We start from the raw sequence: 13,308 nt of genomic DNA on the forward strand, positions 1-13,308 counted from the left end.
TCTAAACCGCATTGCCTTTTATCAATCAAAACTAAACTGGTAAATAAAATCGACGGCGCTGTCTAATCCAGTTATCGCTTCAACATAAAAATCACTCATTAACTCATAGCGCACGGTAAATTCACCCAAAGCATTAAAGATACCAACGCCATATTTCACTTGCAGCCCAGGGGCGATATAACCACTCACCGTCACTTGTGATTCATCTCCTGAACCTGCGGTGCCAAGTTGTAAGTCTTGCACCCCAAATTTTTCTCCTAACTCGCCAACCACTCTGCCACTTTTGGCTAAGCTTAACCCAATTAGCGCTGTAGTCATGGCGCTACCACCGGATCCATCTTCCACATCACGCCCACGCAATAAATACGATAACGCGCTGGTTTGAGACATTGCAGGCTCTGAAAACACAGTAACTTCTGGTGCATCAGCAGGGCCGGTAACTTCGATCCCTGCCGTCACATCATCTTCGGTATTGTCAGGATTACGGATCGCTTTGATCGACACATAAGGTTGATCTGCCGGGCCGTTCATAATGATCTTACCTTCTTTGATCACCAGATCTTGCCCGAAAGATCGATATGACCCTCTCTCAATTCGAATCTCACCTAAAATAAAGGGACCTTTGTTCTTCTGAGAAACTTTTAAATGCCCAACTAAGTTACCGCGTAAACCAAAGGCTGATAAACTCACATCGTCCCCGATATTGATGGTGACACTGGTTTGAAGCGCCATCGGCAACCCGGAGCTTTTTTCAACCGGTTGCAGGTTTTGATCTAAGATCACTTCATCTTTCGATAAACCAATGGCACTTTCGGGAAGATTTTCGACTAAGATCCGTCCCCATGGTATATCAATATTACCGGTGATCTTGGCAAGTTTAGGCGTGATCGCAATGGTAAGATCCGGCCTAACCTTTAAGCGTACCATTGGCGGCGCTTCAACTTTTAAATCGTCACCAAACGCTCGCAGATTCACTCGCCAATTTTTACGCTTTGACCAATCGGCATCACCTTTTAGGTTAAGTTCACCATCCGGCGTGTGAAGTTTTGAGTTTAAGCGTGCAGAATAACCATTAAATTTAGTATTAATCTCACCACTGTTGACGTCCACAGGAAAGGCTTGTCCTTCTAACTTCATTTTTGAAATCGTAAAGTCACCAACCACTCTCGGATTTAAGATTGGCCCTTGAAAATTAAGCATTGAGTTAATGTCAGCTTCCATTAAATTTTGCTCGCCTAACAAGGCTGATAATGGCAACAAGTTAATATGCTTGATACTGTTCATACCTTGCATAATCGGTCGTTTACTTTGTACTTTATCGATCGCCACTTTGCCTTCAATTTCACCATTATTAGTCAAATCAAATAGCCATTTAAGATCGAGCTTATCATTGGCAAGCGCGGCTGAAAGTTGAAGCTCTTCCCAACCAATGGTGAGTGGAGGAGCAATGTTTTGTGTTACATGACCTTTAGGAATATGCAAATCAAGCTTAACTTGAGGTGGCGTATTGGGTGCCCATTTAGCCCAAGCTTTAGCGTTAATTTCTCCGCTAATTAAGGTGCCAGTTGGAATGAACTCTTTTAATTGATAAAACTTAAAATGACTAACGGCAAGCTTAACTTCTCCTTTTTCGCCCAGTGTTGCGTCTTCCTCTAAACAAATTTTAGCCGGAGAGTTAATCCAACAATGCGCATCCACCGAGGCGATGTTTTTATCTATTTGATACTCTAGCGGCAATGGCGACTGTAACTGCCAGTGTTGGGGTTGTTGCTGCTGCAATACGATTTCAGCCGACTGCAATTGCCCTTTCCATTGCATGTTGGTGGTCGATGTAACCCCTCCCGTAAGAGTAAAGTGAGTGGAGACCAAGTCGCTAATCGCATCAAAATCCAATTGGTGTTTTTTCTGTCCACCCGCAAAGTGAATTTTTAAGCTTTCTAGGTTATGGCCTTGATACTCGCCCTTGGTGGCCAGCAGTGCTAGATCGCCGCTTGGACTCGGAAACGGCGACACTTCACCTTTGATAATTAAAGACTGTAGCGTGGCATCAAACTCTGGCACAGCAAGGTTTTTCGCAGTTAAATTCGAATACACTTTGGGTTGTTTTTGTTGACCACGTAATAATACTCGCCCTTGAATGCTGCCTTTTATTTGTGGCACCGATTGAGATAATGTCGGCGCCTCAATATCGACATCCATATCCCATTCTTTGCCCAATTGACCTTTGATTTTTACGCCATTATCAGCATGAGAAATGCGTAAACCGCGCGTACCAACATTGATGGTGCCATCACCATTCGCATCATTGGCGTTGATCTGCCCTTTCATTAAAATCGGATACTGACGTAAGATCCCTTGAATATCGACGCTCGGAACTTGTACCCGCCAACCGCCTTGTTTGGTGAGTGTGCCGGAATTAATCACACTGCCGCTGATCTTGCCTTCTGCTTGTGGCCATTGCTGTCCTGGTTGAATATCGGTAAAACCTAAGGTTGCGGTCCAATGCAATAACTGTTGCCAATTCACCATTAATTGCCCCGACACATGGCCGCCCAATGTATCCAGTGTGATTTTTTGGATCTTGACATGGGATAGGTCACCCGACCCTGTTACCTCTAATCCTGTGGTGGGAATATCATCACCAGAAGCATCGGCTTGAACGTCAAATTGATAATGTTCTAATGAACCTTTCGCGCTCAAATTAGGCACGGCAACATGATAATCAGCCGGGCCTTTTAATGGCCAGCGCACTTTGGTTTGAGTGAGTTGTACATCAAAAGGCAAGCTAGCTTTCAGTGGTTGTAATGTTCCGCTTAGATGTGCATTGGCTCCATTTGATAACTGAGTCACTAGTGATAAATCAGCCACGCTACCATCGGCTTCTAAACGAATTTTTTGACCTAAATAATCCTCCATTTTCACTTGGCTATTGGCGCGTAAGGTTAATGGGTAATCTCCGGCTAATGTCACCTTTGCTTTAGCATCGAGATCAGCTTGCGGCATATCAAGTTGCAAGCGATTAATACTCACCTTGCTGCCTCGAGTATTGCCATTTAATGCTAAGCGATTAACCACGATCGGGGTATCACCGTTCAGGCGAAAATCTTTTACTTCAAACGGTTCAATATTCAAGTTTATCGGTAGCTTGATTTCCGGTAATGCTATATCGGGTTGCTCGGATAGCGGCACTTTTTTAACGGGTGAGGTTGATTGTTTAGGGGAACTAGATGCAAGAGATAAACGAATACTTTGCCAGGTGGTCGGGCGCAGCGTTAAGGTGCTACCTTGCATATATAAGCCACTCGAAAACGACTGCCACTTAACCTTATTGCCGAGTATATTTAAATCGATATCGTTGAGGGTAAGGTGAGTTAACGACACTGGAATAGGCAAAAAAATCGATGACATTGGCGCTGACGAATCATCCTCACTGCTTGGCGTATCGGGTAATGATGGCAGGTCGAGCTTTAAACCTTGCAGCGCGACCGTATCAACACACACTGAGTGTTGTAGCAAACAATCTAAAGTAATGGCGAAATCTAAGCGTTTTAATTTAACCTCTAATGGCAACTCTGGAGCATGATATTGGATATTTTTTAATGTAAATGCGGGTAATACGCTCCCTTCAGCCTCACCCACACTTAACTCTGGTAATGCTTTATGTGCCACCCACAGTGCGCTATTTAGCCCAAGATTGGTAAACAATAACACTGCCAATAACAACAGTAGTATGAGTACTGTTGTCGGGATAAGAAGGGTAAGTCCTAGTAACCATTTAAGTAATCGTCTCATTACAACTCTGGCCCTAAGGTAAAGTGGATCTTAAATTGATCGCCTTTATCAGCATTCTGACCATAAGCAAAATCAAGGCGCACCGGACCTACGGGTGATCCCCAGCGTAAACCCATTCCTAAACCAGTTTTCCATTGTGGGGTATCTGTCCATGCATCACCAAAGTCGGCAAAGGTTGCCCACCACCAATTACCCGTAATACGATATTGGTATTCAAAACTACTGGTTGCCATATAAGCTCCACCCTCTAATTCACCTTCACTATTTTCAGGTGAAATATCTTCATAGCCATAACCGCGTAGCGAGTTAATCCCCCCCACAAAGAAACGCAATGATGGTGGTACTTTATCCCAATCTTCAGCAAAGGTCCCCCCTGCATCTAATCGAGTTAAGAATCGGTGATTTTCTCCAGCTCCGCGCACCCAGCCAGTATGGCCAATCACTCGTAATACACGGGTGTCAGATAAAACGGCTGGATCACCATATTCGACTTTAATACTTTGTTTATCTCCCCACATCGGCATACCACTGGTACCGCGTGTTCTGACTCGTGAAAATGATATGCCAGGCAAAGCAAACAATGAGTGGCCAGATTCCGAAGCCTGTACATAATCTTCATATAAAAGACGAACATAAATACTGCGATGCCAACCATCATCGTACAGCCAATGACGTTCAAACGATAAATTTTGTTCTTGGCTATCGGTGTCATTTTCATTTTCGTCTTTAAAACCATATTGCACCAAATAATAATCATGCAATACATCGACTAATGGAATTTTGTAGTTGGCAATAAAGGTTTTCTCTGGGCTTGAGAGCATCACACTGGCACCGGTACTATGCCCATATTTATTAAGCCAAGGTTTTTTCCAAGATAATTTCCCTCGCGGCCCAACATCAGTCGAATAACCTAAACCTGTTTCTATTTGGTTTTTGGTTTGTGGCTCAAGGTTCACTTTCATCGGTAATTTTTTGGTTTTACCTGAATGCTCTAGATCCGGCTGTACTGATACGCTTGAAAACCATTCGGTGCTGGATAAGTTTTGATTTAATAGTCCAACCGAAACCGATTGATAAGGGTCACCTTCTTTATAAGGCAGCAATGATCGCACTCGAGGATCTTCAATTTGGCTGCCCTTAATACTAGTATTACCAAATAAATAACGAGGCCCACTCTGGTAATGTAAATGTATAAAAGCTTGATTACGCTGCGGGGAGACTTGTAGACGAGCATCAAAAAATTGACCATCAAAATAGCCTTTTTGTAATGCTAAGTTTCTCATTGCACTTTTTAGAGACTCATAATGACCATGATTGAGCACTTGCCCTAGGTTCAGTTTAGAATTATCAATTAAACGAATAAAATCTTTATCTGCTGCCGCTTCTCCTTTGATATCAATATCGCTGATATAAATAATACTCGGCACACCTTTGTCGATTTGAACAATTAATTCGTTATCTTCTTCACTTGCCTCCCCTTCAACCGTAAAGGTAATGTCGGGGTTGTAGTAACCTAATGCTTTTAAGGCGTCTCGAATATTGGTTTCTAATTGGGATTGAAAGCGCAGCGACACCGAATACTGATCTTCTTTGATCGAAGAAAGATAAGCCGATATATTATCTTCAGCCTTTCCTTCTACGCCTTTAATCGTCAGCTCTGTTTCTGCATAACTCGCCGTCGTTGGCAATAGCAGTAAGGAACTTATTAAAAGAGATAAGTAGGTGTATTTCATTGATGGCAAGTGCTCTCTATCCTTAAAAGCAAGCAACCCTTGTGAATTTGAAATCAAAAATAGGGTTATCCGGTCAGGTAGTATAACTGTTAGTCCTTTTTCTCTAAAGCAACAAGAGGTCCAAATATGTCGAATAACCAAAAATTAGTCACAGCAGCAACGGCATTAGTCGGCCGAAATGAAAAAATGCCCGTGACTGAGTGCCATTTTATCAATCAAACGGATTTAAGCGCAGATAAACCAGTAAATTTTCAGCAAGTATTGTTAGGTTTAGGTTGTTTTTGGGGCGCTGAGCGTGTTTTTTGGTCACTCGAAGGCGTAGTAAGTACTTCGGTAGGCTACAGCGGCGGCTATACTAAAAATCCAACCTATCAAGAAGTGTGCTCAGGACAAACGGGTCATGCGGAAGTAGTAAGGGTTATTTTTGATCCGGCCATTGTGACACTCCAACAACTATTAACGGTATTTTGGGAGCGTCATAATCCCACTCAAGGCATGCGCCAAGGTAATGATATCGGCACCCAATACCGTTCAGTGATTTATGTCGACACTCAAGCTGATCTAGACACTACACAAACCAGTAAAGCGACCTATCAATTTGCTTTACAACAAGAGGCTTTATCACAAGATACCGGCTCACAAGGCATCACTACTGAGATTGCGCTAGCACAAGAGTATTACTTAGCCGAAACCTATCACCAGCAATATTTAGCCAAGAACCCTCAAGGGTATTGTGGGATTGGAGGAACCGGAGTGTGCTTTCCTGCGCAATGATGCTTAATGATTATGGCGGTTGCTAGCTCAACCAGAAGAATGTTGGGCTAGCAAAGTGTTGCTGCGATTTTTATTTTGCGAGCTCGGTTGTTAGCACTCTAATGATAGATGTTTAATCGCAAGGTTGATCTCTTTCATCGCTTGTAACTGTTTCTTGTTGGCGACATTAGGCAGTAGTACTCGACCTTGATCAAAGCGAAAGTAACCAATACCTTGGATCATAAATTCACCACTAAATAGCATCTTCACAAAGCGGGCAATTTTAGTGGGACGGTAACAGTTGAAAATTGGTCTCATGTTCATGATTTATATCCACTTTCTATATTCGCATGTAAGATTCTGTCAATAAAACCATTGTGGCAGTGCGAATAAAACCACCACATATAACTGATGAGTCACAGTTATAACCAAAAATAATCTCCAAAAATTAGATCTCAGTGGCAAATACACACTTTAAAACATAATTATTAGGCTATTATATCGGTACATACCCACTCTTTATTTCATTATAGTTTATTAGGTAATCCATATTATGTTGAAAAAATTATCCCTCGTTCTTTTACTATCCATTGCTCCTTTCATCGCCAATGCCAATAATGTGAAAATTGGTCAAAATGTGGCTGCAGTCAGTGTCGAGAAAGGTGGCGAAATTTTTATCCAAGATGATAAAGAGTCTTACCTACCTTGGCGCACCGAGCAAATGTTAGGTAAGGTTCGAGTGATCCAAGCGATTGCCGGCCGTACCAGTGCTAAAGCGATGAATGCTCCATTAATGGACGCCATCACCAATGAACACTTCCCTGAAAGTGATTATCAAACCACCACCGTCGTTAACCAAGATGATGCGATTTGGGGAACAGGTGCATTGGTAAAATCATCGACCGAGGATGGTAAAAAAGATTTCCCTTGGTCTTCAATGGTATTAGATACTGATGGTGTGGTCGCTAAAGCGTGGCAATTGGACGATGGTACTTCAACCATTATCGTGCAAGATAAAAGCGGACGTGTACTGTACAACAAACAAGGTAAGTTAACGGAACAAGACATTGCCAGTGTTCTAAAACTCATCAAGAAAAGCCTTTAGTTACTAGGGCTGTCGATCTGAATTTAATCACCATTATAAATGTTATGTTATAACGCTTTCTTCGCTGCGGCATTGTTGTTATATTATATCAATATTCCGTAGCTAGATGATCTCCCTTTCAATCTATGCTCACATTTACTCAATATTCGAACATTAGGTTGATTATGAACGCTTCTTTATTGCGCTATGCTTTGTTACCTCTCAGTCTCTATTCTATTATGAGTTTTGCTCATGACGATGCAGCCCATCAAACTTCCGAACCCGCTTTTCGTCAACACCAAGCTCATGTTCACGGTGTCGTCACTTATAATTTGGCACAAGATGGTGATGATTTTTTAGTTGAGATCTCATCACCAGGTCATGATGTGGTCGGCTTCGAACATCCGCCGACAAGCAAAGAAGAGCAAACTATTTATCAGCAACGCATGGCGTTATTGAATGCCCCCGATAAAATATTAACCTTATTACCCCAAGCTCAATGCAAGATTGAACATATCGACGTGAACGATACCATTGCCAATGACGACCACGACCACGACCACGACCACGACCACGACCACGACCACGACCACGACCACGACCAAAATGAAAGCCACCAGCATGCCAGTGTCAACGTCCAATATCATTATCACTGTGGAAATATAGCGCAATTAAATACCATCACCAGTCATTGGTTTGAGTATTTCACTACCACCCAAACACTAAACATTAATTTACTTACCGATAAGGTTCAAACTCAGCTCGAGTTAAGCAAACCAGATCAACAAATTCAGTGGTAAAGGAATAATGATGACTTGCCCTAATGCCTTAACCCTAGAAAACATTCAATTTTCTTGGCCTAAAAAAATGCAACCAACCTTGGCGTTTCCACAGCTTAATATTGCTCATCAGCAGCATGTCTTTATTAAGGGGCCAAGTGGCTGTGGCAAGTCAACCTTGCTCGGGTTATTGTGCGGAATATTAACCCCGCAACAAGGGCAAGTCAGTGTCTTAGGACAAGACCTTAGCAGCTTAAAACAAGCACAACGAGATCAGTTTCGTGCCGATCATATTGGTTATATTTTTCAGCAATTCAATTTATTGCCTTATTTATCGGTGATCGACAACGTGTTGCTGCCTTGTCGTTTTTCTCGCTTGCGTAAACAACGGACGCTGCAAGACGGCCCATCACTGCCGCAACAAGCTAAACAATTGTTATTGCGCTTACAGCTACCGGAAAATTGCTTTGATCAACCGGTCAATGAACTGAGTATTGGTCAGCAGCAACGAGTCGCTGCTGCCCGAGCTTTGATTGGCAAACCAGAAATCATCATCGCCGACGAACCGACTTCCTCGCTCGATACTGATAATCGCCAAGCTTTTATTTCATTGCTTATGGAACAAGCCAATCAATCACAAGCATGCTTAATTTTTGTTAGCCATGATGCCAACTTACAGGCTCATTTTGAACATAGCGTTGATTTAACTCAGCTGAATCAAGCGACGGGAGTATCGGCATGAGCGCCATTTTATCCCTAGCTTGGAAAAGCCTTAGCAACCGAAAAACTACCGCCATTTTAACCCTCTTAACCGTGGCGATTTCGGTGGTGCTATTACTTGGGGTAGAAAAAATTCGCACCCAAGCAAAAGACAGCTTTGCCAACACCATTTCAAATACCGATTTAATTGTCGGCGCCCGCTCTGGCAGCGTAAATTTATTGTTGTATTCGGTATTTCGCATCGGTAACGCTACTAATAATATCGATTGGAAAAGCTATCAAGAAATTACCCATTTGCCACAAGTAAAGTGGGCGATCCCCATTTCTTTAGGCGATTCACACCGTGGTTTTCGAGTGATGGGAACCAATCAGGATTATTTCAGGTTTTATCAATACGGCCACAAGCAAGCACTTACTTTCTCTCAAGGTCACACATTTAAGGGGATGTTTGATACTGTGGTTGGGGCGGATGTGGCCAAAAAACTAAATTACCATGTGGGCGATGATATTATTATCGCGCATGGCATTTCAGATAAGGCTTTCACTCGCCATAAAAATTTACCGTTTAAAATTGTCGGCATTTTAGCCCCCACTGGAACACCGGTAGATAAAACCGTGCATGTCTCGCTTGGGGCGATCACAGCCATACATGTGGGCTGGCAATCGGGCGCACATATCGGCGTAACGCCAAGTCAAGAAACACTAGAAAAACAAGCTTTTGAGCCAAAAGAAATCACCGCTTTTATGCTGGGGTTAAACTCAAAAATTCAAACTTTTATGTTGCAGCGCCAAATCAACAATTACACTAAAGAGCCCTTAACCGCGATTTTGCCCGGTATTGCACTGAGTGAGTTATGGGGCATGATGTCGGTAGCGGAGCAAGCGTTAATGGTAATTTCATCGTTTGTGGTGGTGGCCGGTTTATTAGGTATGCTGACCAGTCTATTAACCGGTTTGCAAGAAAGACGTCGAGAAATGGCCATTTTACGCGCGATGGGCGCCCAACCTAAACACGTTTTCTTTTTATTGATGAGTGAGGCAAGCGTACTGACTCTGCTAGGGATCGCAGTGGGTGTGGGGTTACTTTATTGCGCACTAGGCATAAGCGCACCATTGATAGAGCAACAATATGGCATTAAAATCGCTTTAACTGGTCTATCACCACATGATGTTATTTTGCTGGCTATGGTGCAAGTTTCTGGTATTTTAATCGGTCTTATCCCTTCCATAAAGGCCTATCGTCAGTCACTTGCTGACGGCATGAGCATTAAGGTCTAATTATGTCAGAATCGGTAAACCCCCCATTGAAGTGGTGGCAACAACGTTCAGATACTCTCAAAGTTATTGTTGTCTTTTCGTGTCTGGGGATTATGTTATGGAGTCCAATAAGCCATGCAATATCCAAATATTCCGGTGTTGATACCTCGACTCCCCAAGCGACATCTAAGTCGGTAACGGATATCAAGTCGTCGGCTAAAAAAGCGCTAGATATATCAGGGAAAAAAGTCGTCAGTCTTGAATGGGAAGACTTAGTACCCGCCGATGAAAAGCGGCATTTCAATAGTGTTGGAATGCCTATCGCGCCTAATGTTACCAATCATAATGGGCCTGCTGCGAAACAATCTCATATTGGTAAGACTCGCCCCGAATTAGATGGGAAAATCGTTAAGATCCCAGGTTTTGTGATTCCACTTGAAGGCGACGCTAATACCGTCACTGAATTCTTATTAGTGCCGTATTTTGGCGCTTGTATCCATGTGCCGCCGCCACCACCCAATCAAATTATCTATGTAAAGTTCCCTCAAGGGGCACCAGTCCAAAAACTGTGGGATGTGGTCTATGTGGTGGGTAAATTGCAGACTCAAGTTCTCAATCATGAACTGGCCGAAACAGGTTACACCATGCAAGGCGCGAAAATTGAAAAGTACGATGATGGTAATTATTAAGCGATAAGCTAAAACCTAATTGATGCCTATTAATCATGTTAGTACCAATCTCATCATCTTCAGAGTGATGGGATTGGCACGTAATACCAACAGTAGCGTTACACTGCGATAATTCCCTTATCTTGCAACGCCACTAAACATTGCTCGACCAGTTCATCAATCGATTTCTCTCCGGCAGGCAAGTCAATCTCGGCCTGTAATGGCGCTTCATAATCGGAATCAATACCGGTAAAGTTGGCAATTTCTCCAGCGCGCGCTTTTTTATATAAGCCTTTCGGATCGCGCTGCTCGCACACATCGAGTGAAGCATTAACAAACACTTCGATAAACTCACCTTCTGGCAGTAATTCTCGTACCATTTGTCTTTCCGCGCGATGAGGAGAAATAAACGCCGACAATACAATCAGCCCCGCATCGGCCATCAATTTAGCTAATTCACCAATACGGCGAATATTTTCACGACGATCTTGGGCTGAAAACCCCAGATCACGGCATAAGCCATGGCGAACATTGTCTCCATCAAGCAAATAAGTATGATAACCGCGCGCCACCAGTGCCGATTCTAACGCCCCTGCAACAGTGGATTTCCCTGCGCCAGACAAACCGGTAAACCACAGTACAGCGGGCTTTTGGCTTTTTAATTGCGCCCGTGTTTGCTTATTAACTTGATGTTGATGCCAAATCACATTGTCATCTTTTTCAATCGTTTGATTCGCTGCAAGTGCGACACTTTTTTCAATTTGGCTCATAGTTTAACTTCCATCTTAAAAAGGGAAAAAATACGGGATCAACATCAACACTAAGGTTGAATACACCAACGACATTGGCACCCCTACTTTAATAAAATCTTTCATACGGTAATTACCAACGCTATACACCAGTAAATTGGTTTGATAACCATAAGGCGAAATAAAACTGGCGCTGGCACCAAACAGTACCGCCATAATAAATGGCATAGGATCAATACCATACGCCATTGCCATGCTATAACCGATCGGGAAAGCTAAAGCGGCTGCGGCGTTATTGGTGATAAGTTCGGTTAAAACTAAAGTCAGTAGGTAAGTGGCAATCAATGCCCCCATCGGTCCCCAACCATTAAATAAATAAATGAATAAATCGCCCATTTGCGCCGATAACCCTGAAGACATCATTAATTGTGCCAGCGATAATGCAGACCCTACAATCACCACGATATCCAAAGGAAAGCGACGACGTAGCTCACTAATACCGATTGCGCCCATCAGTAACATCACAATGATATACGCGGCTAACGCTTTAATAATAGGTACTAACCCCATTAAAGACAGCCCAATAGCTAAAGCAAAACCCAGTAAGACTATGGTGGATTTCTTGCTATCTAATTTAGCGCTGCTATCTAAATCGTTACTCAAGACAAATTCTTTACCATGCGTTTCACGCGCTCGATGAAAGCCTTTCCCGGGTACTAAAATTAACGTATCTCCTGCGGCTAATGTGACATTGCCTAGCCCGCCTTCAAGACGTTCATGCCCACGGCGGATCGCCACCACCACCGCATCAAAGCGCTCTCGAAACTGGGTTGATTTTAAGGTTTTATTGCGAATCGAAGCCGATTGCCCTACCACTACTTCAATAAAACTTTGACCGTTTAAATGATGCTGACCAAATAGAGTGATACCGGTAATTTCTTGTAAGGTCGCCACGCTTTCAACATCACCACAGAACAATAAGCGATCCCCTTCTTGCAAGACTAAATCAGGGGTTACCGAAGCTAAGGTTAGGCCATCTCGGATCACCTCAGCCAAAAATAATTTACGCAGCGCGCGCAGGTTATTCTCGGCAATACTCTTGCCAATTAAAGGAGAGCCTTTTTCAACTCGAGCCTCTAAAAAATAAGGCAGTTCATCTTGCTCATTAGCATCACTGGTTGGTAAAAGATAACTCAATGGGATCAATACCAACACGCCACCGGCCAAGACCGCTAAGCCAATACAAGTTGGAGCAAAGAAGCTTAAGCTAGGTAGTCCGGCATCCACCACAAAACTGTTAATGATAAGGTTGGTAGAGGTGCCAATTAAGGTCAGGGTTCCGCCTAAGATCGCCGCATACGATAATGGTATCAATAAGCGTGATGGCGCGTGGGATTGGTTACGCTTAATCGCGCCAATCAAGGCTACCACCACTGCGGTGTTATTGGTAAATGATGATAAAAAAGCGGTCGACAAACCAAGCTTACTCACCACACTGCCTAGCTTCCCTTTGGAGATATGACGACTTATCCAACTGATCAAGCGCGTTTTTTCTAACGCGCAAGATGCCAAAATTAATAACACTAAGGTTAATAATGATGAGTTGGTGAAGTTTTTCGCCAATCCATTGAGATCAACCGCGCCAATCATAAAAGCAACTAACGTGGCAGCGGAAAAAATAAAGCTAGGTTTGCACTTGGTAAAAATTAAACTACCAATAATGCTCGCTAATAATAATAACACTAACCATTTTTCCCACATGCCAGCATCCAA

11 protein-coding genes are annotated in these 13,308 nt (G+C 43.1%); 6 read left to right on the forward strand and 5 right to left on the reverse strand.

From position 1 onward, the window contains the following. Window positions 1-21 precede the first annotated feature (21 nt). Both tamB and tamA read right to left on the reverse strand, forming a co-directional pair. Window positions 22-3,792: an autotransporter assembly complex protein TamB gene (gene tamB, locus GFB47_RS10310; RefSeq protein WP_153447890.1), complete on the reverse strand. Its 3,771-nt coding sequence runs from the start codon at window positions 3,790-3,792 to the stop codon at window positions 22-24. Further along, on the reverse strand, window positions 3,792-5,525 hold the full coding sequence (gene tamA, locus GFB47_RS10315) for an autotransporter assembly complex protein TamA (RefSeq protein ID WP_153448218.1): 1,734 nt from the start codon (window positions 5,523-5,525) through the stop codon (window positions 3,792-3,794). The genes tamB and tamA overlap by 1 nt, the downstream gene beginning before the upstream one ends. A gap of 126 nt (window positions 5,526-5,651) precedes the next feature. On the opposite strand from tamA, the gene msrA reads away from it, so the two are divergent. Beyond that, window positions 5,652-6,299, forward strand: coding sequence for a peptide-methionine (S)-S-oxide reductase MsrA (gene msrA, locus GFB47_RS10320; protein WP_153447891.1), 648 nt, complete (start codon window positions 5,652-5,654; stop codon window positions 6,297-6,299). Window positions 6,300-6,389: 90 nt separating this feature from the next. Here the strand turns inward: msrA and GFB47_RS10325 are convergent, their stop codons facing one another. Continuing rightward, the gene (locus GFB47_RS10325; protein WP_153448219.1) at window positions 6,390-6,596 is read right to left on the reverse strand and encodes a DUF1107 family protein; all 207 of its coding nucleotides are present in this window, start codon (window positions 6,594-6,596) and stop codon (window positions 6,390-6,392) included. 235 nt (window positions 6,597-6,831) lie between these two features. Between GFB47_RS10325 and GFB47_RS10330 the strand changes: the two genes are divergently transcribed. From GFB47_RS10330 to GFB47_RS10350, 5 genes are all read left to right on the forward strand, one after another. Continuing rightward, window positions 6,832-7,383 (forward strand): YtfJ family protein, encoded by a 552-nt coding sequence (locus GFB47_RS10330; RefSeq protein ID WP_153447892.1) that lies wholly within the window; start codon window positions 6,832-6,834, stop codon window positions 7,381-7,383. A gap of 164 nt (window positions 7,384-7,547) precedes the next feature. Continuing rightward, entirely contained in the window at window positions 7,548-8,162 is a 615-nt protein-coding gene (gene zrgA, locus GFB47_RS10335; RefSeq protein WP_153447893.1) for a zinc uptake protein ZrgA, read from the forward strand. 7 nt (window positions 8,163-8,169) lie between these two features. Continuing rightward, complete coding sequence (locus GFB47_RS10340; protein ID WP_407701679.1) at window positions 8,170-8,883, forward strand: ABC transporter ATP-binding protein; 714 nt, start codon at window positions 8,170-8,172, stop codon at window positions 8,881-8,883. Further along, on the forward strand, window positions 8,880-10,139 hold the full coding sequence (locus tag GFB47_RS10345) for an ABC transporter permease (protein ID WP_153447894.1): 1,260 nt from the start codon (window positions 8,880-8,882) through the stop codon (window positions 10,137-10,139). The genes GFB47_RS10340 and GFB47_RS10345 overlap by 4 nt, the downstream gene beginning before the upstream one ends. Before the next feature lie 2 nt (window positions 10,140-10,141). Beyond that, window positions 10,142-10,807: a DUF3299 domain-containing protein gene (locus GFB47_RS10350; RefSeq protein WP_456119759.1), complete on the forward strand. Its 666-nt coding sequence runs from the start codon at window positions 10,142-10,144 to the stop codon at window positions 10,805-10,807. Between the two features lie 98 nt (window positions 10,808-10,905). Here GFB47_RS10350 and cysC read toward each other — a convergent pair whose 3' ends face one another. Further along, the gene (gene cysC / locus GFB47_RS10355; protein ID WP_153447895.1) at window positions 10,906-11,556 is read right to left on the reverse strand and encodes an adenylyl-sulfate kinase; all 651 of its coding nucleotides are present in this window, start codon (window positions 11,554-11,556) and stop codon (window positions 10,906-10,908) included. A 15-nt stretch (window positions 11,557-11,571) separates the two neighbouring features. Beyond that, window positions 11,572-13,296 carry an SLC13 family permease gene (locus GFB47_RS10360; protein ID WP_153447896.1) on the reverse strand — a complete coding sequence of 575 codons (1,725 nt, stop codon included), beginning with the start codon at window positions 13,294-13,296 and terminating at the stop codon, window positions 11,572-11,574. Between the last annotated feature and the right edge of the window lie 12 nt (window positions 13,297-13,308).

This window comes from Vibrio algicola (assembly GCF_009601765.2).
Taxonomy (GTDB): domain Bacteria; phylum Pseudomonadota; class Gammaproteobacteria; order Enterobacterales; family Vibrionaceae; genus Vibrio; species Vibrio algicola.

Coding starts and splice junctions, on each gene's coding strand:
- tamB (WP_153447890.1), bottom strand. CDS start 3,792: ATGAGACGATTACTTAAATGGTTACTAGGACTTACCCTTCTTATCCCG.
- tamA (WP_153448218.1), bottom strand. CDS start 5,525: ATGAAATACACCTACTTATCTCTTTTAATAAGTTCCTTACTGCTATTG.
- msrA (WP_153447891.1), top strand. CDS start 5,652: ATGTCGAATAACCAAAAATTAGTCACAGCAGCAACGGCATTAGTCGGC.
- GFB47_RS10325 (WP_153448219.1), bottom strand. CDS start 6,596: ATGAGACCAATTTTCAACTGTTACCGTCCCACTAAAATTGCCCGCTTT.
- GFB47_RS10330 (WP_153447892.1), top strand. CDS start 6,832: ATGTTGAAAAAATTATCCCTCGTTCTTTTACTATCCATTGCTCCTTTC.
- zrgA (WP_153447893.1), top strand. CDS start 7,548: ATGAACGCTTCTTTATTGCGCTATGCTTTGTTACCTCTCAGTCTCTAT.
- GFB47_RS10340 (WP_407701679.1), top strand. CDS start 8,170: ATGATGACTTGCCCTAATGCCTTAACCCTAGAAAACATTCAATTTTCT.
- GFB47_RS10345 (WP_153447894.1), top strand. CDS start 8,880: ATGAGCGCCATTTTATCCCTAGCTTGGAAAAGCCTTAGCAACCGAAAA.
- GFB47_RS10350 (WP_456119759.1), top strand. CDS start 10,142: ATGTCAGAATCGGTAAACCCCCCATTGAAGTGGTGGCAACAACGTTCA.
- cysC (WP_153447895.1), bottom strand. CDS start 11,556: ATGAGCCAAATTGAAAAAAGTGTCGCACTTGCAGCGAATCAAACGATT.
- GFB47_RS10360 (WP_153447896.1), bottom strand. CDS start 13,296: ATGTGGGAAAAATGGTTAGTGTTATTATTATTAGCGAGCATTATTGGT.